The organism is Roseateles sp. So40a (assembly GCF_048081605.1).
Taxonomy (GTDB): domain Bacteria; phylum Pseudomonadota; class Gammaproteobacteria; order Burkholderiales; family Burkholderiaceae_C; genus Roseateles.
This window is the reverse complement of sequence record NZ_CP182288.1, coordinates 4467563-4492776: the sequence shown is the minus strand read 5'-3', so window position 1 is coordinate 4492776 and position 25214 is coordinate 4467563. Positions and strand designations below refer to the sequence as shown.

The following is a 25214-nucleotide window of genomic DNA, read 5'->3' as shown; positions in this document are numbered from 1 at the left end:
TCGGACTGACTTGGACTTTGCCCCTCTCAGGGCGCGATATGCTCCTGGGGCTTCCCGCAGCAAGGCGCCCCATGTACGTACGACGACTGACGATCAAGAACGTCCGATCCATCGAGACCTTCGACTTCCGGCTCAAGCCAGAGGAAACCGTAGGCTGGCATGTCGTTCTTGGCGCCAATGGTTCGGGGAAGTCGAGCGTCGTGCGGTCGCTCGCCTTGGTACTTGCGGGTCCCAAGGAGGCTGCGGCATTGCGCCAGAGTTGGTCGACCTGGCAACGGAATGGGTCTAGCGAAAGCAGCATCCATTTGCATTTCTTCCCGGACTCGGAAGACATCTTCACGGACCGAGGGGCGCGCAGCAAGAAGGACATTGAAGTTGGCATCGACTTCAGACCGATTGCCAGCGCGATTGGGGGACCCCGCGTCGAACTTGGCGTGCCGGCTGGCAAGCAAAGCGCGGAACGGACCATCTGGGGGACCAATGCAGGATGGTTCTCCGCCTCGTTCGGCCCTTTCCGGCGGTTCACCGGCGGCGATCAGGCCTTCGACAGGCTCTTCTACTCCAACCCTCGCCTCGCGTCTCACCTCTCTGCTTTTGGCGAGGACGTCGCGCTAACAGAAGGACTCCGATGGCTGCGAGACCTGCGCGTCAAGGAACTTGAGAAGAACGTCGATGAAGCCGAACTGCTCCAGGAGTTGACGTCCTTTCTGAACAACTCGGACCTGCTCCCTCACGGCGCACAGATCGCTGATGTGCGTTCAGAAGAGGTCGTGATCGTGGACGCGGCAGGCTCTCGGGTGATCGTCGAGCAGATGAGCGACGGCTATCGGTCGATCCTGTCGATGATCTTCGAGATCCTCCGCCAGATGACCAAGTCGTACGGCATCAAGACCGTGATCGAAGGTCTACAAAGGACCCCCGGCGTCGTCCAGTTGCCTGGCGTCGTTGCCATCGATGAGGTCGACGCGCACCTCCACCCCTCTTGGCAGAAGGAGATAGGGCCTTGGTTCACGAGGTGCTTCCCGCGGGTGCAGTTCATCGTGACCACACACAGCCCCATCATTTGCCGGAATGCGACCTCCGTCTGGCGTCTTCCGGAGCCTGGATCTGGGGAGTCATCGAGCCGGATCGAGGGGACCGCGCTAAATCGCCTGATCCATGGTTCCATCCTTGAGGCCTATGGCACCGAGTTCTTCGGTCGCGACGTGGCGATCTCGGAGGATTCGAAGAAGTTGATCGAGGAAATGGCCCGTTTGAATCGCAAGGCCTTGAAGGCCAAGCTCAGCAGCCACGATTCGAAACGACTTGAAGAGCTTCGCGGCATGTTGCCGACGCACGCGACCGATGTCGCGTCGCAATAAGGGCAACCTGGGTCATGCTGATCATTCGAGATCAAATGCTCCCCGCTGCCGCCCAGCAGCAGCTCAATGTTTTCCAGGCAAGCGTCGATGCGCTCGCTGACTACGCAGACCGGGTGGAAGCAGCGGCCAGCGCCTGGAAGACGCGAACCTCAACAGTCAAGGGCGAGGCCGCCTTCAAGGCGGTTCGAGCTACGCTGGCGCAGATGTGCATCGGGCCCATTCGGTGTGCCTACTGCGAGGATTCGCTGGCGGATGAAGTTGAGCACATCAAACCGAAGAGCTTCTTCCCCGATCTGGCTTTCGTCTGGGCGAATTACGCATTCGCATGCGGTCCTTGCAATGGCCCGAAAGGAAGTCGCTATGCAGTCGTCAGTCGCGGCACCCTCAGGGAGGTCGTACGAACGAGGGGGTTGCCACCGGCTCCGGCGCCAGCGGGACGGTGCGCGCTGATCGACCCGCGGACTGAGGATCCGACAGAGTTCCTGGAGCTTGATCTGGGTGGTGTCGGGGCAGATGGCACGCAACTGGATCCCACGTTCGACTTTCTGCCGAAGGAAGACCTGAGCGCGACGGCAACGGCTCGAGCCGAGTACACGATCAAGACCCTTGGCTTGAACCGGGAGGTGCTGCGCAAGGCGCGTAGCAATGCATTCGGCGGCTTTCGGGCCAGGCTGCGAGAGTATGCCGAGAAGATGGAGGCAGGGGCCGACGTGGCTGAACTGGCCCGGCTGCGAGACGACCTGCTCGGCACGCCTCACCTGACCGTACTTCATGAGATGCGGGTGCAACGCCTGTGGCTCCCTGAAATCGACGATCTGCTGAATCGCGCACCCGAGGCGTCGATGTGGCCCCTCGTCATTCCCTGATGCCGCGAGGCCGCCTGCCTCACTCCCCGATCCACCGCATCGCCGGCTCGGCGATCGCGAGCTCCAGGCGGGTGCCGGGCTCGATCTCCGCATCCTCGTGCCCGCGCCACATCGTGAGCATCGCGCCGCCCGGGCCTTCGAGCTCGCACGCCACGCGTTGCTGACCGGGATAGCTCGCCCGCAGTGTCGCCGGGAAGCGCAGCGCGGCGCCATCCACATCGCTCGGCCCGGCCAGCGACAGCGCCTCCACCGGCGCGATCCAATGCCCCTCGTCGCGACGCCAGATCCCATCGAGCGAACGCGCGTCCAGCCGGTTGAACATGCCGAGGAAATCCGCGACGCGGCGATTCGCCGGCGCGCGGCGCAGCTCGCGTGGCGACGCGCATTGCGCGATCACGCCATCAAACATCACCGCAACGCGGTCGGCGATCTCGAACGCTTCCTCGCGGTCATGCGTGACGATCACGCAGCTCTGTCCCAGCGCCCGCTGCAGCTGGCGGAACTGCCGCCGCAAGGGCAGGCGGAAATGCTCGTCCAGCGCCGAGAACGGCTCGTCCATCAGCAGCAGCATCGGCCGCGTCGCGAGTGCGCGCGCCAACGCGACCCGCTGCCGTTGACCGCCCGACAGCGCCGCAGGCAGTCGATGCGCAAGCTCCGCGAGATCGATCAGCGCGAGCAACGCCTCCGCGCGTTCATCGGCCACCGCGGCTGACTCGCCACGCGCCAGGGGGCCGAAGCGGATGTTCTCGCGCACCGTCAGGTTGGGGAACAGCGCGTAATGCTGGAAGACCATGCCGATGTCGCGCCGTTGCGCGGGCAGCGACTGCACGTACTGACCGGCCATCGCGATCGATCCCGCGTCCAGGCGCTGCAGTCCCGCGATCGAGCGCAGCAGCGTCGTCTTGCCGCAGCCCGAGGCCCCCAGCAGCGCGACCACCTCGCCGCGCGCCAGGCTCAGGTCGATGCCGCGCAGTACCGGCCGGCCGCCCAACGCCAGCCGTGCACCACGCACGCGGAGCTGATCGGGCGGATCGGGTTGGTCGGCTTGATCGGCTTGATCGGGTCGAGCGGTCAGGTCCATCGGCGAGTGAGTCCGGAGACGGCCGCGACGATCGCGCCGACGCCGGCGAACGCCAGCACCATCAACGCGGCCGCCTGGTGGCCATTGGCGTTGCGCAGGCTGTTCATCAGCGGCTGCAGCAACTCGAGTTGACCGCCCAACAGCAGGTTGGCGATCGCGAATTCCATGGCGGCCGTGACCCACGCGAGCAGGAACGCCGCCAGCAGCGCCGGCGCCAGCATCGGCAGCAGCACGCGGCGCAGCGTGTGGCCGTCGCTCGCGCCCAGCGTGCGCCCGGCCTCGATCAGCGACACCGCGTTGAGCTGCGCCATCGCCGATTGCAGCGTCTTGTGCACCAGCGGGAACAGCGTCGGCGCCACGACCGCGATGTACACGAGCGGCAGGGGCAGCCACGCGCCCCAGCGTCCGACGAAGAACTCCAGCGCGGAGATCGCAATCACCACCGGTGCGATCGCGAACGGCAGCAGCGCGGCCAGGTCCAGCACCCGGCGCAGCGTGCGCGCGCCCGGATGGGTGTCGAGCTGCGCCGCGATCGCCGACGGGATCGTGGCCATCGCGCCGCACACCAGCGCGAGCGACGCGCTCGCCAGCGCCAGCACCGCGGTCCGGACCACCGCCGCCTGCACCCGCGGATCGAGCACTGCCTCGGCCATCCAGCGCAGCGTCGGGCCCTCGGGCCACCAATGCCGATCCCAGCGCGTCGTCACGCCGTAGAGCAGCAACGCCAGCATCGGCACGAGCACCACGACCAGCAGCGCGACGAGGGCCAACGCCGAGATCGCCGGCCGCGCCGAGACGTTCTGGAGCGTCGTGAGGCGCGCGCGGTTCATGGCCTAGGCTCCTGACGCAGTCGTGCGGCCGCCCAACGCGTCGCGCCGAGCACCGTCGCCAGCATCGCGAAGAGCACCAGCGCCAGCCAGGCGGAGAGTTCCGGCTGCGAGAAGATGTCGCCGCTGACCAGCGCGGCGATGCGCACGGCCAGCACATGCGCGGCCGTGCCGCTGAGCGCGAACGGCGTCGCAAAGGCCGCGGCCGCGTTGGCGAAGAGCAGCCCGAAGACCTCCACCGCGCTGGGCAGCAGCAGCGGCAGGCCGACGCGACGCCAATACAGCACCGGACCCGCGCCCAGCGTGGCCGCCGCATCGGGCAGGGTCGCGTCGAGCATGCGCACCGGCGCGATCAGCAGCAGCGCCGCCAGCGGCGCCTGGAAGCAGACATACGCGAGCAGCAGGCCGCCCATGCCTTGCAGGTCGATCCAGGGCGTCAGGCCCAGCGCCTGTTGCGACACGGTGACCACGCCCTGCGCGCCAAAGAGCAGCAGCAGCGCCACCGCGAGCGGCACGCCGGAGAAGTTGGCGCCCAGGCTGGCCATCAGCGCGACAGGCCGCTCCAGGCGCGGCATTCGCAGCAGCGCGATCGACGCGCCCAGCCCGATGGCCAGGCCGATCAACGCGGAGACGGCGCTCAGCCACAGCGTGTTCCAGGCGGCTTCGAGGTAGTAGCTGTCGGCGGTCAGCTCGCCGAGCGCGCAGTTGCCGCCTTGCCCGACGCAGTCGCCGAGCACCGACACGACGCGCCATCCGAAGGGCAGCACGAGCGCGATCCCCGTCAGCAGCAGCAAGGGGCGAGCGCCCCGCCAGGCCGTGCTGGTGTTCAGCGGCATGCGTCCACGCCCAGCCGCGCCAGGATCCACGGCGCGATCGCCGTCTGGCGCTCCGGCAGCGCGAGGTCGACCGCGCCATCGTGCGGCGCCCAGATCAGCGGCACCTCGCGCTCGATGTCGAGCGGGCCGCCATGCATGCGATCCGCGTTCATGCCGTGGTCGCTGGTCAGCAGGAGATCGAAGCCATCGGCGTGCCAGCGCGGCAGCAGTTGCGCGAGCAGCATGTCGAGCTTGCGCGCGCTCATCGCGTAGGCCGTCGATTCACCGCCGTGCAGGTGGCCCGCGAGGTCCGGTCCCATCGGATGGATGAAGAGCAGCGAGGGCACGTCTACCGTGAGGTGCGTGCGACGCAGCGACTCCGCATCGGCCAGCAGGTGGCTGTCGGGATAGTCGTCCTCCCAGTACCAGCGCGCCCCGGCGATGCCGCAGCTCGCGGGCACCGCGTCGCGATGAAGCAGTGGATCGAAGACCTCGCCGGCGAGCAATTCGTAGAACCAGTGATAGGCCGCCACCGCGGCGGGAACGCCTTGCGCATCGAGCCGGTGGAACAGGTGATGCGACAGCGCCTGGCCGGCCTGTCCGTTGCCCAGGATGCCGTGCGCGAGCGGCGGCTCGCCGTTGATCACCGTCGCGTACAGCGGGCGCGACAGGCTCGGCAGCTCGCAGCGCAAGGAGCGCCATTGCGCGCGACCCGCTTCGTGCAGCGCCTGCAGGTAGCCCATGTAGGTCCGCGCGGTGTCGGCGCGCAGGCCGTCGGCCAGCAGCACGACCAGCTTGCGGCCGCCGATCACCGCATCCGTCACGCGGCTCATCCCGTCGCTTTTCCCGTCGCTCATCGCGCTGCTCATCGCGCCGCTCCCAGCACCTCTCGCTGCCACGCGCGCGGCAGCTTCTTCACTTCCTCGGTCCACACCGCGGGCTTGAGCGCGCGGGCCTTCGCGTACTGGCCCTCGGGCACCAGGCGGTCCTTGAGCTCGGGCGGCAGCGTCAGCCGCGCGATGCGGATCGGCCGGGCGTGGCCGCGCGCGAGGTTCATCTGGCCGGCGTCGCTGAAGATGTATTCACGCGCCAGCATCGCCGCGTTGGGATGCGGCGCCCAGCGGTTGATGATCGTCGTGTAGCCGCTGGTGATCGAGCCGTCCGAGGGAATGAGCACCTCGTAGTCCGACGCGTTGGGCAGCTTCGCGCGATAGGACAGCGCGTTGAAGTCCCACAGCAGGAAGACGTCGGCCTCGGCGCGTTCCATCAGCGCGGGCGTGGCGTTGGTGCCGATGAGGCGCTTGTCCCGGGCCAGCTGCGCGAAGGCGGCGAGCGCGGGCTGCAGCCGCGTCTCGTCGCCGCCCAGCGCCACGGCCGCCGCGAGCACCGCCGCGTTGGACTGCGCCGCGCGGCCGACCTCGCCGATCATCACGCGGGCCTTGGACGCGAACAGCGCCTGCCAGCTGCGCGGGATGTCCTTCACGCGCTTGCGGTTCACCGCGAACGCGATCGTGCCCGTGTAGGCCAGCGCCCAGTGGCCCTCGGCGTCCTTGGCCCAGTCGGGCACGTCGGCCCAGGTGGTCGGGCGGTAGGGCTGCGTGATGCCGCGCGCCTTGGCGATCGCGCCGAACTCGAAACCGACATCGCCGAGATCGGCGCTCGCGTTGGACTTCTCCGCCTCGATCTTGGCGATCTCCTCGGCGCTGCTCATGTCGGTGTCGACGTGGGTCAGCCCGTAGAGGCGCAGCAGGTCGGCCCAGGTCGCGCGCCAGTTGGCCCAGTCGTCGGGCATGCCCAGGCTGTGCACGCGGCCTTCCTTGCGCGCGGCGGTCATCAGCGCGTCCAGCGCCGCCGACGCCGGCTGGCCGCCTTGCGCGAGGGCGGCGCCCGCGGCGAAGGGGCCGCACACGGCGAAGGGCCCGAGAACGGCGATGGGCCCGTACATGGCGGGCAGCGTCCTCAGCAAGCGACGTCGGGACAGGCTCATGCGGTCTTCTCCTTGGCCGGCCAACGCAGACCCGACAGCAGCAGGTCCTTCGTCACCTTGGCTTTTCCGTGCACGTCGCACAGCGCGATGCGCAGGCGCAGATCATCCTCCCCTTCGGCGGCGGGTTCGATGTCGATCATTCCGAAGTTCACTTCCGCCATGACGGCCGACTGTCGATGGCGATTGGGTGTGGGGATGTCCCAGACCTCGGTCAGCCCGCTGGACGTCGCATCCCACAGCGGATAGCCGCCGGGCACGTCCAGCCGGGACATCTCGGCGTAATGCATGTCGCCGCTGAGGAACACCACGCCCTCTGCGCCGGTCCTGCGAAGGAGCTCGACCAGGCGAGCGCGCTCGCGCGGGAAGTTGGCCCAGCCTTCCCAGCCGCTGCCCTCGGCGGCGAACTGCACGCTCGAGCCGATGAGCCGCACGTCCGCCGGAATGCGCAGTTGTGCCTCCAGCCAGGCCCACTGCGCCTCGCCGAGCAGCGTGGCCTCGGGGCGAGCGTCGGGCACGTACCAGCCGGTCATCGGCTGTCCGCTGAGCTTGGCGCGCAGCACCATCGCCGCGTAGCTCGACTTCAGCGAGGGATCCGCCGTCAGCATCGTGCGGTTGAAGCGCAGGTCGGGCAGGATCACCTGGATGCGGCGACCGAAGGCCTCGAAGACGGTGGCGTCGTAGATGCCGTCGGCGCGCCGGCGCGGTGAATCCGCGGGCTCACCCCACGCATCGCAGAACAGCTTCTGCGACAAGCGCTTCAGCGGATAGTCCGCGCCCTCGTCGTCATCGCCGAAGTCGTGGTCGTCCCAGATCGCGATGTGCCGCGTCGATCGACGGAAGGCTTGCAGCGGCTCCACGGCCATGAACTCCGCATAGCGCTGACGCAGCGTCGCCTCGTCGCGGGCGTCGGCGTACAGGTTGTCGCCGAGGAACACGAAGAGGTCGGGCCGCGCCGCGCCGATCGCCCGCCACACCGGCTGCGGCTTGGACTGCTTGGCGCAGGAGCCGAAGGCGACGCGGAATCGCGGCGCCTCGGGCGCGGGAGCACCGGGCCGCGCCGTCGCCGTGGACGGCGTCGCGGTCGGTGCATCGGACGCCGTGGCGCACCCCGCCAGCGGCGCGGCCAGCGAGCCGGCCAGCAGCAGCTGGCGGCGCGTCAGCCGGCCGTCGACGGCGTCGCGGTCCGGGCTCGATGGGCTGGAGTCGCGCGCCATCGCCTCAGAACTTGCCGGTCAGCGTCACGAAGAACTGGCGGGGCGCACCCGGCAGCAACGTGGCGTAGGTGCCGGCCGCGTCGCTGTTGGTGAAGCCGTTGGAGCCGATCGTCGAGATGTAGCGCTTGTCGAAGACGTTGCTCACGCTGCCCTGCAGGCTGAGCTCGCGCAGCATCGCGACGTTCTTCATCTTGTAGCCGGCGCTGAGGTTGACCAGCGTGCGGTCGGGCACCGAGGCGTCATTGATGTACGAGTAGTAGCGCTTGGACATGTAGTCCACGCCGATCGTGCCGAACAGCGCGCCGTCGTCGTAGCCCAGTTGCGACTTGAGCATCGTGTCAGGCGCGTCGGCCACGCGCTTGCCGCGCGTGAGCACGCGGTCCTGCGGGTTGGGACCGGTGACGACGTCGTCGCGGTAGGTCGACTTGGACAGGCTCACGCTGTTGTACCAGGTGAGCGCCGAGGCCAGGCGGAAGGACAGGGCACCTTCGATGCCGGTGGCGCGCACGTCGCCGACGTTGGACAGCACGACCGGGTTGCCCTGGATGCCCGAGCCCTGCTGCACGCTCAGCAGGCGGTCCTTGAAGTTGACCAGGTAGGCGCTGATCGAGCCCTCGTAGCCGCGGCCGTTGGTGCGCCAGCCCGCCTCGAAGGTGTCGGAGGTCTCGGGACGCAGGCTGCCCTTGATCGCGTCGAAGCCGGCGGCCGTCGTCGCGAACGGCGAGGTGCCGGTGGCCGCGCCCTGATAGGCACGCATGTTGCGCGCGATGGTGCCGTAGAGCTCGTTGTTGGCCGAGAGCCGGTAGTTCAGGCCGAGCTGCGGCAGGAAGCCTTTCTGCGCGGTGATCGTGCCCGACGGACCGGTGCCGGCCTCGAGCTGGCCGTCGATCTTGACCTTCAGCGACTTGAAGCCCGCGCCCACGGTCAGGTCCTTCGTCATGGACCAGGTGTCGGACACCGAGAACTGCGAGGTCTTGGTGTTGAAGCCGTACTGCCACTGGGTGGCCAGCGGGTTGCTCGGGAACTGGTAGACGCTGGGGATCGCGGTGGGGCGCACCGCGTAGAAGCGGCGGGCCTGGTCGAAGTCGTTGTCCTCGAACCAGACGCCGGCCTTGATCAGGTGCTTGCCCAGTTCGACCTCGGCGTTGGAGACCACGCCCCAGCGGTGGATGCCGTACTCGGTGGTGCGCTCGGAGATCGGGGATCCGGTGTTGGGGATGTCGACCCCGTTGCCGTCCTTGAGCGCCGGCGTGGCGTTGTACGGCGTGAACCACAGGCCCATGCCCTTGTTGTGGTGGTAGTAGGCCGTGGTCTTCCAGGTGGCGTTGGTGGCGAGCCGGATGTCGGCGCTCAGGCCGGCGAGCTCGTCGTTGCGCAGTCCCGCGCCGGCGTAGTACTGGTCATCGCAGGCGGCGGAGGCATTGGCGCCCACGCACAGCGTGTTGGCGGCGTTCACCGCGGCGGCGAAGTCCGGATAGAAGTTGTCCAGCGTGTCGCCGCGACGCTTGATCAGGTCCAGCGACAGATCCTGGTAGTCCACTTCGCGGCGGCGCGAGGTGTTCACGAACGCGGACACGCGGCTGTCGCCGACGGCCTTGATCCACTTGAGGTTCCACTGCTCCTGCTTCTGCTGGCCGTGGCCCTTCCACTTGTCGGCGTCCTGGTTGACGTAGCTGACGGAGAACTGGCCCAGCGCGGTGTTGCCGGAGTCCACGCGCAGGAAGGTGCGGCTGGCCGAGTCGCTGCCGACGGTCTGCGAGGCGCGCAGGCCGAAGCGGTCGAGCGGGTCGCTGGAATAGAACTGCAGCGTGCCGCCGAGGTTGCTCGACGACGCGGCCTCGAGCGCGCCGGCGCCTTGGGAGAGCGAGGCGCGGCCGACGTTCTCGCTGATGAGCGCGCGGCTGATGTGCAGGCCGTTGAAGTTGCCGTAGGACATGTCGCCTAGCGGCACGTCATCGAGCGTGAAGCCGATCTGGTTCTGCGAGAAGCCGCGCACGGTGAAGCGCGTGGACCATTCGTAGTTGCCCAGTCCGTCGGCGGACTGGAAGTTCACGCCGGGCAGTCGGGCGACGGTCGCGAGCGGGCTGCTGCCGGCCAGGGCGTTCTCGAATTCGATCTGGCTGAGGCTCTGCACCGAGCGCAGCTGGCCGCGGCCCACGGAGACGGTGACGCGTTCGAGCGCGGTGCGGTCGCTGTCGGTGGCGCCGGTGGTGCTAGCGCTGGTGGATTCAGCAGGAGCGGGCGCGTCGCTGAATTGCGCGGCGGCGGGGGCGAGGTAGGCCAGGCTGAGGGCGAGGACCAGGGCGGTCGGCATCGGGTGCTTCATGGGGTGGACTCGGTGCGTGGAGGTCGGTGGAGGTCGTTGGAGACCGGTGGGTGAAAGAAGGAACGGGTCGGACTGTCGTCACCGTCCACGACAAAACAACGACAAGCAACGAAAACCACAGCGTGTGGCGCGGCCCATGGCGGAAATCCACAACATCACAAAAGAATCCCCAAACTGTCATGAAGCGGCTGCGGGGATCTGGGGGAATGCGGGGTCGGGTCTTGCGGCATGGGTCGCGATGGCCGATGCCAAGGGAGAACGATCGATCCATGTGGTCCCAGGAACGACACGACAAGATCCTCTTGCTGCTGCGCGAGCGGCAGCGGCTGACGACGGACGAGGCGGCGCGCGAGCTGGGCGTGTCGCGCGAGACGGTGCGGCGCGACCTGATCGAGCTGGCGCAGGGCGGCAAGCTCGCGCGGGTGCACGGTGGTGCGGTGCCCTCGGAGGTGCCGGCGGAGGCGAGCTACGCGGAGCGCGCGCAATCGCGCCGGCGCCAGAAGCAGGCGATCGCGCGACAGGCGATGGCGCTGGTGAAACCGGGGATGAGCCTGTTCATCGATGCGGGCTCGACGACGCATGCGCTGGCGCAGGCCCTGGCGCTCGCGCAGGACCTGCGGGTGATCACGAACTCGGTGGCGGTGGCCGACGCGATGGCGGGCCGGCAGGGGCACGAGGTGCTGATGCTGGGCGGCGCGTATGTGCCCGAGACCTCGGGGACCTTCGGCGAGTTCACCGTGGCCGAGATCGCGCGGCACCGGGTGGATGTGGCGCTGATCTCGCCGACGGCGCTGGACGCGCGGCAGGGCGCGGCGAGCTACCTGTGGACCGAGGTGGCCGTGGCGCAGGCGATGCTGTCACGGGCGCGGCTGCGGGTGCTGTTGGCCGACGCGAGCAAGCTGGGGCAGGGCAGCCGCATGCAGGTCTGCGATTGCGCGGAGATCGACGTCCTCGTCACCGACAGCGAGGCCGATCCGATCGAGCTGGAACGGCTGACGAGGGCGGGGGTGGCAAGGGTGATGGTCTAGGGGCGCATGCATGAACTCCCAGTTTCATGCTGCGGCCATCGGGAGTCGTAGTCGCATGGCGTCTGCGCTCGCTGGCCCGGCTTCCAGGACATTGCAACGAACGTGATCCTCGACCAGCCCTTGGACAAGACCAGGATCGGAGCGAAGTCGCGCGTCCAGATCCCCATCGATCAACGTGAAGAGGTGTTGTCGAAGATGCGGCTTGAAGAGCGCTGTGCGTGTGACGCAGCGACGTCGGTGGGTCAATTCGCACTCGTCGCGCATCCCGCGAGGCCGGACTCTGCTGGATCCGGTTTTGTGTTCGGGGCGAGATATGCAGCCAAGTGAGAGCCCCGGAAGCTTGCCCGGTCGAGTCAACGAAGACGGTCATTCGCCGCAATCGAGTGGCGACCCTCACGAGAGTCAGCACGGTCCGCAACGAAGTCTTCGCGTGCCTTGCGCTGAGAGAGAGCGCGACCATTGCCTGCGCCTGCGTCGTCAACTCTCGCATGCGTTCGTCGAATGATGATCGCCAAGCAGCTCGCACGTGGTCTGCGACGCATTCGAGGGGGCGCGCGTCTTCACTGGACTCCGACAGAAGGCGACCGTACTGGTCTACGAATGACGTCCGGGGAGGCCGACTGTGCTGCGCCTTCAGCCAGGAGCCGAGGGTTTCACTTGGACTCAGCTGGGCGGCGCGTTCGGCCGCCAAAACCAGCCCCGCATTTGTTGGCGAGGAGGGAAGAGGGACTCGCACGTTCACGGTCGTTCTGCCGACACACAGCTCGCCAAGGGATCGCTGTCGTCGTTCGAGGCCGTCAGAAGGTTGTCATCGTGGCTGGACTCGATCGACGGTGCGAAGCCAACGTTCCTCGAGGTCAGCCGCGCAACCAATCCAAGCGAGGCCAAGCGTTGGAGTGAGGGCGTCCACACTGCCGATCGACCGAGGCCATCGCAACGCAAGGAGCTGCCACGATACGACACAGCCAGTGGCGACTTGCTGGTGCGAATGGCCTGCAGCGTGTGCACGTCCCCGATCGCCGGAATTTCCTTTCCCACGCGTTCCTCCAGGTCGACAACGGACTGGATGCCTTCGCGCGCAAGCGGCTCCGTGGAGATCGAAGCAGCATGGTCCCGATAGGTCGTCTGTGCATCGCCGTGGAAACCAATGACGGCGTTGGACTCGACCTCGACGGTCGCGGCGGCCGGTACCCAGTAGTTGGCACAGGCCGACAGGCATTGGCCGCGAACGATCAGCCTGGTCCGATTCCGGGCCATCACTCGCGCGACATCCAGTGCGGCGTTGACTGCCCCCCCTTCAGACCGCACCACCAAAGGGTGGTCGGGGTTGGCCTCGATCACCCGAATGAGTCCTTGCGCGGTCATCGACGTGATGCAGCCGGAGAACGCGAGGTGATCAGGCGCCTCAACGATGAGGGTGCGGCAGTCCGCGACCGCGAAGGAGAAGTGCAGCGACATTGCTGCAAGCAGGACGGCCGCCCGAAGAGGGCGGCACGCCGAAATTCGACGTGCCATGGGCCCTCCCTCAATAGCCGCAGTTGATGGTGTGTGTGACGCTCGACGTCTGCTCGGTCACCGTCCTCGGGCCGGTCGTGCAACTCACGAAGGGAAAGCTGCCGCCGAATGTGCAAGAGAGGTTGCCGCTGGTGGTCGTCGTGGTGCTGCGATTCTGGTACTCCACGTTCCCCGTACAAGACGGATAGGACGAACCCCAGAACCCTTGCGACCCATGGTTGTAGCTGCGGGCCATCGCCGCCCAGTCCTCCGCGGACCCCTCGTATCCCCAATGGTCTCCGCCGTAGACCATGTCGATCTCATGCGGTTCAAGTTCAATCATGTGGACTCCTGACTTGCAATCAAAGGCGGGCGGGATCGCCTGCCAGACCAAGTGTTTGCGTAGGAGCACCTCCACGACATTGCCTCAATCAGGGCTTTCCTCTGCGGCGCACCACGATTCGAGTGGCTGGACTGACTTGAACTGCTGGAAGATGTTGATCGCCGACGTGGATCACCGCCTGCGATTCGTGTTCGGACCCGCCCAGCGCTCAATGCAAAACGCCCCAGATCTCTCCGAGGCGTCGTATCGCGGGTTGTGATCAGCAAGCGCCATCACGGCGCCCTCGGCGTTCAGAACAACGCCATGCTGAGCTTGCGGCGGTACTGGTCGACCAGCGGGTCGTTCGGTGCCACCGTGTTGTGGCCGGACAGTTGCAGCCCCGCGCCCGCGGCCGGCGTCGCGCCCGCATGCGCCGGCACCGCCGGCTTCGTCAGGATCTCCAGGATCGCCACGTAGGTCTTGCGCGCCAGCTGGTCGTTCCAGGTCTTGTCGCGCATCAGGATCTCCAGCAGCTCATCCATCGCGCCGGTGAAATCACGGCCCGCGAACAGCCCTTGCGCCAGCGCGAAACGCGCGTCGAAGTCGCGCTTGTTCGTCGCGATCGCCGATTGCAGCGCGGCCGGGTCCAGCCCCTGCTCGGCCCGCTCCGCCGCCGCGATCCACGCGGCCAGCGCCTGGAAGCGCGCATGCGGCGTGATCGTGTCCGCTGCCTGATGCGCCACCGGCGCGAACGCCGCCTTGGCGTGTTCCAGCTGGTCATCCTCCAGCAGCGCCTTGATCAGATCGAAACGCGCGATCTCGTTGTTCGGATCCGCCATCACCGCCGCCTGCAGCTTCTGCAGTGCGCCTTCGGCATCCCCGTCCTCCATCAGCGCCTGCGCCTCGGCCAGGTCCTCCTCGGCCTCCAGCGCCTCGCCCGTCGGGACGTGTCTGTCCAGGAACTCGCGGATCTGCGCCTCGGGGATCGCGCCCACGAAACCATCCACCGGCTGCCCGCCGATGAACATCACGCAGAAGGGGATCGAACGCACGCCGAACGCCTGGCTCAGCTGCGTGGCGATCTCCGGCTGGTCGTCGCTGTTGAGCTTGGCCAGCTTCCAGCGGCCCGCGTACGCCACCTCCAGCTTCTCCAGCATCGGGCCCAGCGTGCGGCACGGACCGCACCACGGCGCCCAGATGTCCAGCAGCACCGGTTGCTGCATGGAGGCCTGCAGCAGGTCGGCTTCGAAGTTTTGGAGGGTGATGTCGGTCATGGTCGGGGGGAGTGCGGAAGGGGGCAGCCCATCGTCGGCGGCGGGATCGGCCGCGTTCGCCAAGCGGCAAAAACGGCACCTGAGGCTGGCCGCCTACAATTCAAGGTTTAACGATTTCACAGACGAGGACCGACCCGTGAGCAGCGCCACCACTCCCGACATCGCCCCCGTCATTGGCGTGGTGATGGGCTCCAGCAGTGACTGGGAGACCATGAAGCACGCCGCCGACATTCTCACCGAGTTCGGTGTGCCGTTCGAGGCGCGGGTGGTTTCGGCCCACCGCATGCCCGACGAGATGTTCGCCTACGCCGAGCAGGCCGAAGGCCGCGGGCTGCGGGCGATCATCGCCGGCGCCGGCGGCGCCGCCCACCTGCCCGGCATGCTCGCCGCCAAGACGCTGGTGCCCGTGCTGGGCGTGCCGGTGGCCAGCCGCCACCTGCAGGGCGTCGACTCGCTGCACTCGATCGTGCAGATGCCCAAGGGCATCCCGGTGGCGACCTTCGCCATCGGTACCGCCGGCGCGGGCAACGCGGCGCTGTTCGCCGTGGCCGTGCTGGCCCGCGACAACCCGGCCCTGCGCGACAAGCTCGATGCCTTCCGCAAGCGCCAGACCGCCGCCGCCACCGCGATGACCGAGGAGCTGCGCTGATGCCGCTGCTGCCGGGTGAGGCCACGCTGGGCGTGCTGGGAGGCGGCCAGCTGGGCCGCATGTTCGTCCACGCCGCGCAGGCGCTGGGCTACCGCTGCGTGGTCCTGGATCCCGATGCGACCAGCCCCGCCGGCGCCGTCGCCCACGAACACATCCAGGCCGATTACCTGGACGAGGCGGCCCTCGAGGCGCTCGGCCAGCGCTGCCAGGCCATCACCACCGAGTTCGAGAACGTCCCGGCCCGCGCGCTGGAACGGCTGGCCCGCACGCGCGTCGTCGCGCCCGGCGCCGCCGCCGTCGCGATCTCGCAGGACCGCATCCGCGAGAAGGCCCACTTCGCCGCCAGCGGTGTGCCCTGCGCCCCGTACGCGGTGCTGAACGCCGGCACCGATCCGGACACCGTGCCCGAGGCGCTGCTGCCCGGCATCCTCAAGACCGCGCGGCTGGGCTACGACGGCAAGGGCCAGCGCCGTGTCGCCGACCATGTCCAGCTCGCAGCCGCTTTCGAGGAACTCGGCGGCGTGGACTGCGTGCTCGAGCAGATGCTGCCGCTGGCGCTGGAGCTCAGCGTGCTGGTGGTGCGCGGCGCTGATGGCGCCGTGGTGACCTTCCCGGTCCAGCAGAACCTGCACCGCGACGGCATCCTCGCCGTCACCGAGGTGCCCGCTCCCGACGTCGACGCCGCGCTGCAGGCGCAGGCGCGAGAGTCCGCCTCGGCGATCGCCGCGGAGATGGGCTACGTCGGCGTGCTGTGCGTGGAGTTCTTCGTGCTGAAGGACGGCCGCCTGATCGTCAACGAGATGGCGCCGCGCCCGCACAACTCCGGCCATTACACGATGAACGCCTGCGACCTGTCGCAGTTCGAGATGCAGGTCCGCGCGATGACCGGCCTGCCGTTGCGCGAGCCGCGCCTGCATTCGCCGGTGGTGATGCTCAACCTGCTGGGCGACCTGTGGTTCGACGCCCAGGGCCGCGAGCGCGCCCCCGACTGGGCCGGCGTGCTGGCGCTGCCCGGCGCGGAGCTGCACCTGTACGGCAAGACCGAGGCGCGCCCCGGCCGCAAGATGGGCCACCTGAACGTGATCGGCGCCACCGCCGAGGACGCCCGCGCCAACGCGCGCCGTGCCTGCGCGCTGCTCGGCCTGCCCGAGACGTGGTGAGCAGGTGATGACGGACAACGGCGCCATGGTGCTCGACGGTCAATCGCCCGACGCGGTCCGCCAGACGGCGCGCACGCTGGCTTCGGGTGAACTCGCGGGCGTGCCCACCGAGACCGTCTATGGCCTGGCCGCCCGGGCCGACCAGGACGAGGCGGTCGCCAGGATCTTCGCCGCCAAGGGTCGCCCGAGCGACCACCCGCTGATCGTCCACGTGCTGGACGAGGCCGGCGCCCGGGTCTTCGCGCAGGACCTGCCGCCGGTCGCGCACCTGCTGATGGAAGCCTTCTGGCCCGGCCCGCTGACGCTGATCGTGCGTCGCGTGCCCGGCATCGCCGCCGCGGCCGCCGGCGGGCAGGACACCGTCGGGCTGCGCTGCCCGTCGCATCCGGTCTTCCGGGCGCTGATGGCCGAATGCCGCGCCCTGGGCGTGGAAGGGCTGGCCGCGCCCAGCGCCAACCGTTTCGGCCGCGTCAGCCCGACCACCGCCGCGCACGTGGCCGACGAGTTCGACCCCGGGCTGACCGTCCTGGACGGCGGCCCCTGCGAGGTCGGCATCGAATCGACGATCGTGGACGTCAGCCGCGGCGGCCTGGTGCTGCTGCGCCCCGGCGTCCTGACGCCCGAGCAGTTGGAAGCGGCCGCCGGCCTGCCTTTACACGCGCCCGACGCCCAGGCGCCACGGGCCTCGGGCACACTCGCGGCCCATTACGCCCCGCGGGCGACGGTCCGGCTGATGAGCACCGAAGCGCTGCGTGAAGCCCTCGCGGGCGAGCATCCGGCGGGGCTGGCGGTATATTCCCGCACGTCCTTTGCCGGGACACGAGGATCGCCGGTGCTGCTGCGGGCCATGCCGGCCCAGGCACGCGCGGCGGCGCGGCAGCTGTTTGCCGTCCTGCGCGAGCTGGACGCGGCTGGCGCGACGCAGATCTGGATCGAGTCGCCTCCTCAGGAGGCGGCCTGGGATGGTGTGCGGGACCGCTTGTCCCGCGCGGCGGCGGCTTTCGCGCCCCGCTGAGTTTTCGAGATTTGGAGAGTTCATGAAGAGTGTGAAGCGCCACCTGGCCGTGCTGCTGGGTGCGACCGCGATGCTGGCGGCCTGTGGCGGCGGCGGCGAACAGATCGACCCCTTCAAGCCCACCCGCATCCTGTCCTTCGGCGACGAGACGAGCACCCTCCGCTCGGACGGCTCCAAGTACACGATCAACGGCACCGACGCGACCACCAACGTGGTGAGCTGCGCGGTCAACCAGATCTGGGTGCAGCAGCTGGCCGCGCACTTCGGCCTGGTCTTCGGCGAGTGCAACCCGGACAAGCTCGCCACGCCCACCGGCCGCATGTATGCCGCCGCGGGCGCGAAGGTCGCCGACGTCACCGCGCAGATCGACCGCCAGTTCGCGCTGGACGGGTTCAACTCGAAGGACATGGTCACGATCCTGGCCGGCGCCAACGACGTGCTGGAGCTCTACGCGCAATTCCCCGCGCAGGACGCCGGCACGCTGGGCAACGCCGCCCAGGCGCGCGGCGAGGCACTGGCCGCGCAGGTCAACCGCATCGTCAACGCCGACGGCCGCATCCTGCTGAGCACCGTGCAGGACATGGGCCTGTCGCCGTTCGCGATCAAGGAGAAGGCCAGCCACGCCGACACCGACCGCGCCGCGCTGCTCAGCGAGCTCTCGCGCCGCTTCAATGCCGGCATGCGCCTGAAGATCCGCAACGACGGCCACTACATCGGCCTGCTGCTGACCGACGAGCTGATGGGCACGATGAGCCGCTATCCCGGCGCGTACGGCGCGAGCAACTCGGCCGACGGCGCCTGCCTGACGTCCTCGCTGCCGCCCGTGTGCACCGACAAGACGCTGGTCGCCAACGCCACGTCCGCCAGCCACATGTGGGCCAGCGACACGCTGGTCGCGCCGGTCGTCCACACCTACGTCGCCAATCAGGCGATCAGCCGCGCCACGAACAATCCGTTCTGACGCTGTCGCGCTGCGCGCGCAACGCGCGCACTTGTGACAGGACTGTTGCAGCCGCGCCTCGAAAGGGGTCAGGTTGTGCGTCCGTCATCTCCGAGACCCTGGCATGCTCCGGCTTGTCAGGGTTTTCTCTTTGGGCTTGTCACGAATCGTGCGCTTAAAGTGATCCCTGAGAAAAACGAACGACCGTTCGATTTAATGCCGACCGCGATCGCCGGGACGGTGTGAACGACGGAGACAACCCCTGGAGAAGTCCGAATGAACAGCCAATTCAAACTGGCCAGCCTGACGCTGGCCGCTGTGGCATTGCTGAGCGCCTGCGGTGGCGGCAGCTCGCCGGCCAATGACGATCCCCCGCCGGCGCGTGGCGCGCTGCAGCTGGGCGTGAAGGCGGGCGCGGCCACGGCCGCCCAGATCGACGCGGGCACCGCGGCCAAGGGCATCCAGGCGCTGACCGGCAAGGCCGCCTGCGACGTGGACGTGCGCTACGTCTACTACATGACCCGCGATCCGCAAGGCCTGCCCGCGACGGCCTCCGCCGCCGTGCTGGTGCCCGCGGGCACCGCCGCCCAGTGCACGGGCAATCGCCCGGTGGTGCTGTATGCCCACGGCACGACGACCGACCAGGCCTTCAACATGGCCGACCTGACCAACAACCAGGAAGGTTCGCTGGTCGCCGCGTTCTACGCCGCGCAAGGCTTCATCGTCGTTGCTCCGAACTACCTCGGCTACGACCGTTCCGGCCTGCAGTACACGACCTACCTGAACGCCGAGCAGTCGGCCATCGAGATGGTCGACGGCCTGCGCGCCGCCAAGACCCACCTGGCCGCGGAAAGCCCGGTCAAGCCGTCGGCCAAGCTGCTGATCTCCGGCTACTCGCAGGGCGGGCACGTGGCCATGGCCACGCAGAAGGTGATGGAGCGTGATTACACGTCCGAGTTCACCGTCACCGCCGCGGTGCCGATGTCGGGCCCCTACAACCTGGTGACCTTCGGCGACTACGTGCTGAACACGCAGGTCAACGCCGGCGCGACGCTGTTCCTGCCGCTGATGCTGACCAGCTACCAGAAGGCCTACGGCAACATCTACTCGGCCCCGACCGACGTGTACCAGTCGCAGTTCGCCGCGACCGCGGAAACGCTGTTCCCGTCCAAGGTCTCGGTCAGCCAGCTGATCGCCGAGGGCAAGCTGCCGGCCGATCCGACCTTCACGAAGCTGTTCGGCACGGGTGGCCTGCTGACCGACTCGTTCAAGGCCGGTTACGCGACCTCCAACTTCCGCAAGGCGCTGCAGACCAACACCCTGCTGGGCTGGACGCCGAAGGCCCCGGTCGCGATGTGCGGCGGCGCGAACGACCCGACCGTGTTCTTCTTCAACACGACGCAAGCCCAGGCGGACTTCGCCTCGCGCGGCAAGCAGTACCCGGCGTTCAACCTGGAAAGCCAGGCCTCGCTGGCACCGCTGGGCACGACGACCGCGGCGACGCTGTACGGCGGCTTCCAGCAGGCCAAGGCCGGCGTGTCGGCAGCGGCTGGCGGCGGCACCGCAGGCGCGGCCGCGGTGCAGGGCGCCTACCACGGCACCCTGGTCCCGCCGTTCTGCAGCGCGATCGCGCGCGGCTACTTCCAATCGGTCCTGGCGGCTCAGCCGTAATCGCAGCCGATCCGCACGGAGACACTTTTCATGAAAAAGAACATCACCCTCATCCTGGCCGCCTCGCTGATGGTCGTGGCCGGCGCCGCGCGCGCCGAGGAACCCGCTGTCGGCACGCACACGTTCTACCTGGGCCTGGCCCACATCGACGTGAACAGCAAGGCCGGTCCGCTGGAAGGCGGCACCAAGCAGTTCCCGGCACCGGGCGCGCAGATCCGCGTCGGCGACGCCACCACCACGGGCTTCGGCTACACCTACCGCTTCGCGCCGAAGTGGAGCGGCGAGATCGTGCTGGGCATCCCGCCCTCGCACAAGATCTACGGCAACGGCGTGCTGGCCAATGCCGGCCAGATCGCGGTCGTGCGTCAGATGCCCCCGACGGTGTTCGTGAACTACCACCTGGGCGAGTACTTCACCAAGGTGCAGCCCTTCGTCGGCGTCGGTGTGAACTACACCTACTTCGAGAAGAAGCGCAGCACCCCGACCGGTGACGCGATCAGCGGCGGCCCGACCCGCATCACGCTGACCAACTCCTGGGGCGCCGCGGCGCACGCCGGTTTCACGGTCCAGTACACGAAGCAATGGTCGCTGACCGCCACGGCCGCCTACGCGGACGTGCGCAGCACGATGCGCTCGTACACGACGACCAAGGACGGCGTGGAAGAGCTGCACACGAAGATCAACTTCCGCCCCATGGTCTACACCATGTCGCTGGGCTACTCGTTCTAACGACGACCCCGGCATGAGCCCTGCAGACAGGGGTTCACCCTGCCTGCGGGCGTCCGGGACCACTACACTTGCCGCATGAGCGTGTTGCTGGCCCTGGATAGCTCGACCGAACACATGGCTCTGGCCCTTCTGGGTCAGGGCCATGCTGCATTTATGGACGCCGATGGCGGGGCGCAAGCCTCGCAGCGGATGGTCCCGGACGCCCTGGCGCTGCTGAAGCAGGCCGGCGTGGCGCTGGCTGACGTCGACGCGGTCGGCTTCGGCCGCGGCCCCGGTGCCTTCACCGGACTGCGCACCGCGTGCTCGGTCGCGCAGGGCCTGGCCTTCGGCGCCGGCAAGCCGGTGCTCGCGCTGGACAGCCTCATGCTGGTGGCCGAGGACGCGCGTCAGCAGTTGGATGCTGAAGCTCCTTCCACCGGACCGCTCGAGGTCTGGGTCGCGATGGACGCGCGCATGAATCAGATCTACGTCGGCAGATATCGCTGGGACGGCACGCGTTGGGCGACCTTGCTCGCGCCGGCGCTCACCGATCCCGAGCCGCTGCAGTCGCTGTGGCGCGACGAGCCCCCGGCGCTGGTCGCCGGCTCCGCGCTGGGCGCCTTCGCGCTGGACACCGGCACCGCTCGCCGCTTCCCGACGGCGGTGTCGCGGGCCCGCGCGCTGGGCGCGCTGGCACAACAGGCCTACGACGCCGGCCTGGCCGAGGACGCCGCTCACGCGCTGCCGCTGTACGTACGCGACAAGGTCGCGCTGACGACGGCCGAGCGCGAGGCCGCCAAGGTGGACGCCAAATCGGACGCCAAGGCGGACGCGGCCCCGTCCGGAGGTTCCGGCAGATGAGCGCCCAACCCAAGGACCTGGTCTGGCCGGCGTCGCTGCAATCGCTGCAGCCGCTGCGCGCGGTCGACCTCGACGAGGTCATGGCCATCGAGTCCGTGGCCTACAGCCATCCGTGGACGCGGGGCAACTTCATCGATTCGATGGCCGCCGGTTACGCCGCCTTCGTCATGCGTGACGAGCAGGCCCGGCTGTGCGCCTATTTCCTCGCGATGCAGGTCATCGACGAGATGCACCTGCTCAACCTCACCGTGCTGCCCGAGCGCGAGGGCCAGGGCCTGGCCCGGCGCATGCTGGACGCGCTGGCGCTGCTGGCGCGGGCGCGAGGCTGCCACCAGGTGTGGCTGGAAGTCCGCGAGGGCAACCTGCGCGCGCGCAAGCTCTACGACCGCTACGGCTTCGCGCAGAGCGGCCTGCGCCGCGGCTACTACCCGGGCACCGACGGCCGCGAGAACGCGGTGCTCATGACCTTGCGCCTGACGGAGACCCCCGCATGAGCTGGACCGACCGTCAACGCGCGATGCTGGAGGCGATGGGCCTCAAGCTGTGGCTGCCGCCGGACGCGGGATCGAACGCCGCGCCGGCATCTGTCGCCTCACTGGCCACCGCCCCGTCCGCCGTGGCTGCCCCGGCCACCGCGTCACGCGGCGCGCCCGCAGCCGCTGCCCCGGCCGTCTCGCGCCGTGCGCCGGAAGGCGATGTCGCCGTCGCCGAACTACCGACTTCGACGTCGGCACCGGCGCCTGCGCCGCGCCGCGTCGCCGAGGTGCTGGCCAAGGCCTTGCCCGCTGCCGCGCCGGCACCGGCCGTGGAACCCGCCTCCGCACCCGCCGTCTCGCGCGAGGCGATCGCCCGCCTCGACTGGCCGGGGCTGCGCGACGAGGTCGCCGCCTGCCGGGCCTGCACGCTGTGCGAGTCCCGCAAGCAGACCGTCTTCGGCGTCGGCAACGAACGCGCACACTGGATGGTCGTCGGCGAGGCGCCCGGCGAGCAGGAGGACCTGCAGGGCGAGCCCTTCGTCGGCGCCGCCGGCAAGCTGCTCGACAGCATGCTGCGGTCCATCGGTCTGTCCCGCGGCGAGGGCACGCCCGAGCGCCAGGTCTACATCGCCAACACGCTGAAGTGCCGGCCGCCGCGCAACCGCAATCCCGATCCGGCGGAGCTCGCGCAGTGCGAGCCCTTCCTGGAACGCCAGATCGCGCTGATCCAGCCGCGCATCATCCTCGCCATGGGCCGCTTCGCCGTGCAGCAACTGCTGCGCAGCCAGGAGCCCATCGGCAAGCTGCGCGGCCGGGTGCACCGCTACCAGGGCGTGCCGCTGATCGTCACGTACCACCCGGCCTACCTGCTGCGCAACCTGCCCGACAAGGCGCGCGCCTGGGAGGACCTGTGCCTGGCGATGCAGACGCTCGCGGGGGATGCGGCCAGCGCGCCGGCCTCCGGTGACGGAGACGGAGGCGGCTGAATGACCGCGCCGGTGCCGCCCCTGTCGCCGGCTTCCCCGGCGCCGTCCGCCGAGGACCAGGCGGCGCAGTTCCGGCTGCTCGCCGACAACGTGCCGGTGCTGATCGCCGTGTTCGACGCGGCCACGCGCACCTGCCGCTTCGCCAACCGCCAGTACGCCCGGAGCTTCGGCCTGGACGAGCACAGCGTGGTCGGCCGCACCTTCGCGCAGATCATCGGCGAGGACGCCGCGCAGGAGATCGAGCCCCATGTGCAGCGCGTGCTCGGCGAGCGCATCAGCGTCAACTACGAACGCCGGCTGGACCGGCGCGACGGCAGCCGGCGCTGGATCGAGGTCAACCTGATCCCGTACGTGCCGCCCGGCGCGCTCGAGGTGCAGTCCAGCTTCGTGCTGATCTCCGACATCACCCGCTTCCGCGAGGCCGAGGCCGCCGTGCGCGACTCCGAGGAGCGGCTGGCCAAGTTCATGCAGGCGTCGATGGAGGGCATCGTCTTCCACCGCGACGGCGTGATGACCGACGTCAACCCGCCGCTGTGCGAGCTGGTGGGTTACGCGCTCGAGGAGCTCGTCGGACGCTCGGCGCTGTCGATGATCGCGCCGGACCAGGTCGACACGGTGCGCGCGGTCATGGCGGCCGGCCACGAGACCCGCTACGCCACGGCCATCCTGCATCGCAGCGGCGAGCGCATCGACGTCGAATTCATCGTCCGCACCCTGTGGCGCAACGGCGAGCGGCTGCGCATGACGATCGTGCGCGACCTGCGGCCGCACCTGGAGGCGCTGGCGCGCATCCAGCACCTCGCGCAGCACGATCCGCTGACCGGGCTGCTCAACCGGTCGACCTTCATGGAGCGGCTGCGCGAGCGGCTCGCCCCGGGCAACGGGCCGGGTGGCGTACGTCGGGCGGCGCTGCTCTTCATCGACCTCGACAACTTCAAGCGCGTCAACGACTCGCTGGGCCATCTCGAGGGGGACCGGGTGCTGCAGACCGTGTCCGAGCGCCTGCGCGGCGGCTTGCGCGGCAGCGACCTGGTGGCGCGCTTCGGCGGCGATGAGTTCGTCGTGCTGCTCGAGGACGTGCATCAGCGCAAGGACGTGCAGACGGTGCTCAACGCGCTGCTGAGCGTCGTGGAGGTGCCGGTGCAGGCGGATGGGCGGGACTTGTCGGTGACGCCGTCGATCGGCGTGGCGATGTATCCGGAGCACGGCGACACGCCCGAGGAGCTGCTGCAGCACGCCGACACGGCGATGTACCTCGCCAAGACCGCGGGCCGCGCGACCTATCGCTTCTTCGAGCAGGCGATGGCGGAGAACGCCTATGCCGACCTGGTGCTGGAGAGCGAGCTCGCGCAGGCGCTGACCGCGGACGAGTTCGTGCTGTTCTATCAACCGCAGGTCGACGCGCGCAGCGGCGAGCTGGTCGGCGCCGAGGCGCTGCTGCGCTGGCGGCATCCGCAGCGCGGGCTGCTGACGCCGGACGCGTTCATCGTCGTGGCCGAGCGCCACCGGCTGATGCTGCCGCTGGGCGAGTGGGTCATGTACGAGGCCGCCCGGCAGGCCCGTGCCTGGCACGAGCGCGGCATCGCCGAGGTGCCGATCGCGGTGAACCTGTCGAGCATGCAGTTCCGGCTGGCGAGTTTCTCCAAGTCGGTGGCGCATGTGCTCAGGACCGTCGGCGTGCCGGGCGAGTGGCTCGAGCTGGAGCTCACCGAACGCATGCTGACCGAGGAGATCGATCGCCTGCCCGAGCTGCTGCAGACGCTGCGCTCGCAGGGCCTGGCGATCTCGATCGACGACTTCGGCACCGGCTACACGGCGCTGAACCAGCTGACCCGGCTGCCGCTGGACAAGCTCAAGATCGACCAGAGTTTCGTCGCCGTGCTGCCCGATGACGGCGGCGCGGCCGCGATCACGCGCGCGATGGTGCAGATGGCCAAGGGGCTGGGTCTGCGGGTCGGCGCGGAGGGCGTGCGCAACGCGCGCCAGTGGCACCTGCTGGCCGAGTGGGGCTGCGACGAGCTGCAAGGCGAGGTCATCGCGCCGGCGATGCCCGCCCAGGAATTTGAAGCGTGGCTGGCCGATCGCGGCCAGTCGCGGCTGCCCAGGATCGACACATGACTTCGAAGACCCCCGAGTCCGCCCGCCTGAACGGC

The 25214-nt window shown here is 68.9% G+C and carries 23 protein-coding genes; 13 read left to right on the top strand and 10 right to left on the bottom strand.

Features of this window, described 5'->3' with window-relative positions:
• Window positions 1-71 precede the first annotated feature (71 nt).
• Together ACNI65_RS20385 and ACNI65_RS20380 are read left to right on the top strand one after the other, a co-directional pair.
• Entirely contained in the window at window positions 72-1361 is a 1290-nt protein-coding gene (locus ACNI65_RS20385) for an AAA family ATPase (RefSeq protein ID WP_416759018.1), read from the top strand.
• A gap of 14 nt (window positions 1362-1375) precedes the next feature.
• A complete protein-coding gene (locus tag ACNI65_RS20380; RefSeq protein ID WP_416759017.1) occupies window positions 1376-2227 on the top strand; it encodes a hypothetical protein in 852 nt (283 codons plus the stop codon).
• Between the two features lie 19 nt (window positions 2228-2246).
• Here the strand turns inward: ACNI65_RS20380 and ACNI65_RS20375 are convergent, their stop codons facing one another.
• Genes ACNI65_RS20375 through ACNI65_RS20345 form a run of 7 tightly spaced genes read right to left on the bottom strand, consistent with a single transcriptional unit; the run spans window position 2247 to window position 10477 of the window.
• The gene (locus ACNI65_RS20375) at window positions 2247-3308 is read right to left on the bottom strand and encodes an ABC transporter ATP-binding protein (RefSeq protein ID WP_416759016.1); all 1062 of its coding nucleotides are present in this window, start codon (window positions 3306-3308) and stop codon (window positions 2247-2249) included.
• Window positions 3299-4138 carry an ABC transporter permease subunit gene (locus ACNI65_RS20370; protein WP_416759014.1) on the bottom strand — a complete coding sequence of 280 codons (840 nt, stop codon included), beginning with the start codon at window positions 4136-4138 and terminating at the stop codon, window positions 3299-3301. The genes ACNI65_RS20375 and ACNI65_RS20370 overlap by 10 nt, the downstream gene beginning before the upstream one ends.
• Window positions 4135-4971 (bottom strand): hypothetical protein, encoded by an 837-nt coding sequence (locus ACNI65_RS20365; RefSeq protein WP_416759013.1) that lies wholly within the window; start codon window positions 4969-4971, stop codon window positions 4135-4137. The genes ACNI65_RS20370 and ACNI65_RS20365 overlap by 4 nt, the downstream gene beginning before the upstream one ends.
• The gene (locus ACNI65_RS20360; protein WP_416759011.1) at window positions 4962-5807 is read right to left on the bottom strand and encodes an alkaline phosphatase family protein; all 846 of its coding nucleotides are present in this window, start codon (window positions 5805-5807) and stop codon (window positions 4962-4964) included. The genes ACNI65_RS20365 and ACNI65_RS20360 overlap by 10 nt, the downstream gene beginning before the upstream one ends.
• An 8-nt stretch (window positions 5808-5815) precedes the next feature.
• Complete coding sequence (locus tag ACNI65_RS20355; RefSeq protein ID WP_416759010.1) at window positions 5816-6937, bottom strand: ABC transporter substrate-binding protein; 1122 nt, start codon at window positions 6935-6937, stop codon at window positions 5816-5818.
• Window positions 6934-8151, bottom strand: coding sequence for an alkaline phosphatase D family protein (locus ACNI65_RS20350; RefSeq protein WP_416759008.1), 1218 nt, complete (start codon window positions 8149-8151; stop codon window positions 6934-6936). Before ACNI65_RS20350 ends, ACNI65_RS20355 begins: the two co-directional genes overlap by 4 nt.
• A 4-nt stretch (window positions 8152-8155) precedes the next feature.
• A complete protein-coding gene (locus tag ACNI65_RS20345) occupies window positions 8156-10477 on the bottom strand; it encodes a TonB-dependent receptor (RefSeq protein WP_416759005.1) in 2322 nt (773 codons plus the stop codon).
• A 269-nt stretch (window positions 10478-10746) separates the two neighbouring features.
• Between ACNI65_RS20345 and ACNI65_RS20340 the strand changes: the two genes are divergently transcribed.
• Window positions 10747-11505: a DeoR/GlpR family DNA-binding transcription regulator gene (locus ACNI65_RS20340; protein WP_416759003.1), complete on the top strand. Its 759-nt coding sequence runs from the start codon at window positions 10747-10749 to the stop codon at window positions 11503-11505.
• A 738-nt stretch (window positions 11506-12243) separates the two neighbouring features.
• Here ACNI65_RS20340 and ACNI65_RS20335 read toward each other — a convergent pair.
• From ACNI65_RS20335 to ACNI65_RS20325, 3 genes are all read right to left on the bottom strand, one after another.
• Entirely contained in the window at window positions 12244-12963 is a 720-nt protein-coding gene (locus ACNI65_RS20335) for a hypothetical protein (RefSeq protein WP_416759001.1), read from the bottom strand.
• Window positions 12964-13030: 67 nt separating this feature from the next.
• The gene (locus tag ACNI65_RS20330) at window positions 13031-13342 is read right to left on the bottom strand and encodes a hypothetical protein (protein WP_416759000.1); all 312 of its coding nucleotides are present in this window, start codon (window positions 13340-13342) and stop codon (window positions 13031-13033) included.
• A 290-nt stretch (window positions 13343-13632) separates the two neighbouring features.
• The gene (locus tag ACNI65_RS20325; RefSeq protein ID WP_416758998.1) at window positions 13633-14595 is read right to left on the bottom strand and encodes a tetratricopeptide repeat protein; all 963 of its coding nucleotides are present in this window, start codon (window positions 14593-14595) and stop codon (window positions 13633-13635) included.
• 160 nt (window positions 14596-14755) lie between these two features.
• On the opposite strand from ACNI65_RS20325, the gene purE reads away from it, so the two are divergent.
• The 10 genes from purE to ACNI65_RS20275 all read left to right on the top strand — a co-directional run bounded on the left by purE (window position 14756) and on the right by ACNI65_RS20275 (window position 25179).
• On the top strand, window positions 14756-15244 hold the full coding sequence (gene purE, locus ACNI65_RS20320; RefSeq protein WP_416763666.1) for a 5-(carboxyamino)imidazole ribonucleotide mutase: 489 nt from the start codon (window positions 14756-14758) through the stop codon (window positions 15242-15244).
• Window positions 15244-16404: a 5-(carboxyamino)imidazole ribonucleotide synthase gene (locus tag ACNI65_RS20315; RefSeq protein WP_416758996.1), complete on the top strand. Its 1161-nt coding sequence runs from the start codon at window positions 15244-15246 to the stop codon at window positions 16402-16404. Before purE ends, ACNI65_RS20315 begins: the two co-directional genes overlap by 1 nt.
• A 25-nt stretch (window positions 16405-16429) precedes the next feature.
• Window positions 16430-17419, top strand: coding sequence for an L-threonylcarbamoyladenylate synthase (locus ACNI65_RS20310; RefSeq protein ID WP_416763665.1), 990 nt, complete (start codon window positions 16430-16432; stop codon window positions 17417-17419).
• A gap of 22 nt (window positions 17420-17441) precedes the next feature.
• Window positions 17442-18380, top strand: a complete 939-nt coding sequence (locus tag ACNI65_RS20305) for an SGNH/GDSL hydrolase family protein (protein WP_416758995.1) — start codon at window positions 17442-17444, stop codon at window positions 18378-18380.
• A 255-nt stretch (window positions 18381-18635) separates the two neighbouring features.
• A complete protein-coding gene (locus ACNI65_RS20300; protein ID WP_416758993.1) occupies window positions 18636-20030 on the top strand; it encodes an alpha/beta hydrolase family protein in 1395 nt (464 codons plus the stop codon).
• 30 nt (window positions 20031-20060) lie between these two features.
• Window positions 20061-20759 (top strand): OmpW/AlkL family protein, encoded by a 699-nt coding sequence (locus ACNI65_RS20295; RefSeq protein ID WP_416758992.1) that lies wholly within the window; start codon window positions 20061-20063, stop codon window positions 20757-20759.
• A gap of 75 nt (window positions 20760-20834) precedes the next feature.
• Window positions 20835-21599, top strand: coding sequence for a tRNA (adenosine(37)-N6)-threonylcarbamoyltransferase complex dimerization subunit type 1 TsaB (gene tsaB / locus ACNI65_RS20290; RefSeq protein WP_416758991.1), 765 nt, complete (start codon window positions 20835-20837; stop codon window positions 21597-21599).
• Complete coding sequence (rimI, locus tag ACNI65_RS20285; RefSeq protein WP_416758989.1) at window positions 21596-22093, top strand: ribosomal protein S18-alanine N-acetyltransferase; 498 nt, start codon at window positions 21596-21598, stop codon at window positions 22091-22093. The genes tsaB and rimI overlap by 4 nt, the downstream gene beginning before the upstream one ends.
• The gene (locus ACNI65_RS20280) at window positions 22090-23061 is read left to right on the top strand and encodes a uracil-DNA glycosylase (protein WP_416758988.1); all 972 of its coding nucleotides are present in this window, start codon (window positions 22090-22092) and stop codon (window positions 23059-23061) included. Before rimI ends, ACNI65_RS20280 begins: the two co-directional genes overlap by 4 nt.
• A complete protein-coding gene (locus ACNI65_RS20275) occupies window positions 23062-25179 on the top strand; it encodes a putative bifunctional diguanylate cyclase/phosphodiesterase (protein ID WP_416758986.1) in 2118 nt (705 codons plus the stop codon).
• Window positions 25180-25214 lie beyond the last annotated feature (35 nt).

Coding starts and splice junctions, on each gene's coding strand:
- ACNI65_RS20385 (WP_416759018.1), top strand. CDS start 72: ATGTACGTACGACGACTGACGATCAAGAACGTCCGATCCATCGAGACC.
- ACNI65_RS20380 (WP_416759017.1), top strand. CDS start 1,376: ATGCTGATCATTCGAGATCAAATGCTCCCCGCTGCCGCCCAGCAGCAG.
- ACNI65_RS20375 (WP_416759016.1), bottom strand. CDS start 3,308: ATGGACCTGACCGCTCGACCCGATCAAGCCGATCAAGCCGACCAACCC.
- ACNI65_RS20370 (WP_416759014.1), bottom strand. CDS start 4,138: ATGAACCGCGCGCGCCTCACGACGCTCCAGAACGTCTCGGCGCGGCCG.
- ACNI65_RS20365 (WP_416759013.1), bottom strand. CDS start 4,971: ATGCCGCTGAACACCAGCACGGCCTGGCGGGGCGCTCGCCCCTTGCTG.
- ACNI65_RS20360 (WP_416759011.1), bottom strand. CDS start 5,807: ATGAGCGACGGGAAAAGCGACGGGATGAGCCGCGTGACGGATGCGGTG.
- ACNI65_RS20355 (WP_416759010.1), bottom strand. CDS start 6,937: ATGAGCCTGTCCCGACGTCGCTTGCTGAGGACGCTGCCCGCCATGTAC.
- ACNI65_RS20350 (WP_416759008.1), bottom strand. CDS start 8,151: ATGGCGCGCGACTCCAGCCCATCGAGCCCGGACCGCGACGCCGTCGAC.
- ACNI65_RS20345 (WP_416759005.1), bottom strand. CDS start 10,477: ATGAAGCACCCGATGCCGACCGCCCTGGTCCTCGCCCTCAGCCTGGCC.
- ACNI65_RS20340 (WP_416759003.1), top strand. CDS start 10,747: ATGTGGTCCCAGGAACGACACGACAAGATCCTCTTGCTGCTGCGCGAG.
- ACNI65_RS20335 (WP_416759001.1), bottom strand. CDS start 12,963: ATGTCGCTGCACTTCTCCTTCGCGGTCGCGGACTGCCGCACCCTCATC.
- ACNI65_RS20330 (WP_416759000.1), bottom strand. CDS start 13,342: ATGATTGAACTTGAACCGCATGAGATCGACATGGTCTACGGCGGAGAC.
- ACNI65_RS20325 (WP_416758998.1), bottom strand. CDS start 14,595: ATGACCGACATCACCCTCCAAAACTTCGAAGCCGACCTGCTGCAGGCC.
- ACNI65_RS20315 (WP_416758996.1), top strand. CDS start 15,244: ATGCCGCTGCTGCCGGGTGAGGCCACGCTGGGCGTGCTGGGAGGCGGC.
- ACNI65_RS20310 (WP_416763665.1), top strand. CDS start 16,430: ATGGTGCTCGACGGTCAATCGCCCGACGCGGTCCGCCAGACGGCGCGC.
- ACNI65_RS20305 (WP_416758995.1), top strand. CDS start 17,442: ATGAAGAGTGTGAAGCGCCACCTGGCCGTGCTGCTGGGTGCGACCGCG.
- ACNI65_RS20300 (WP_416758993.1), top strand. CDS start 18,636: ATGAACAGCCAATTCAAACTGGCCAGCCTGACGCTGGCCGCTGTGGCA.
- ACNI65_RS20295 (WP_416758992.1), top strand. CDS start 20,061: ATGAAAAAGAACATCACCCTCATCCTGGCCGCCTCGCTGATGGTCGTG.
- tsaB (WP_416758991.1), top strand. CDS start 20,835: ATGAGCGTGTTGCTGGCCCTGGATAGCTCGACCGAACACATGGCTCTG.
- rimI (WP_416758989.1), top strand. CDS start 21,596: ATGAGCGCCCAACCCAAGGACCTGGTCTGGCCGGCGTCGCTGCAATCG.
- ACNI65_RS20280 (WP_416758988.1), top strand. CDS start 22,090: ATGAGCTGGACCGACCGTCAACGCGCGATGCTGGAGGCGATGGGCCTC.
- ACNI65_RS20275 (WP_416758986.1), top strand. CDS start 23,062: ATGACCGCGCCGGTGCCGCCCCTGTCGCCGGCTTCCCCGGCGCCGTCC.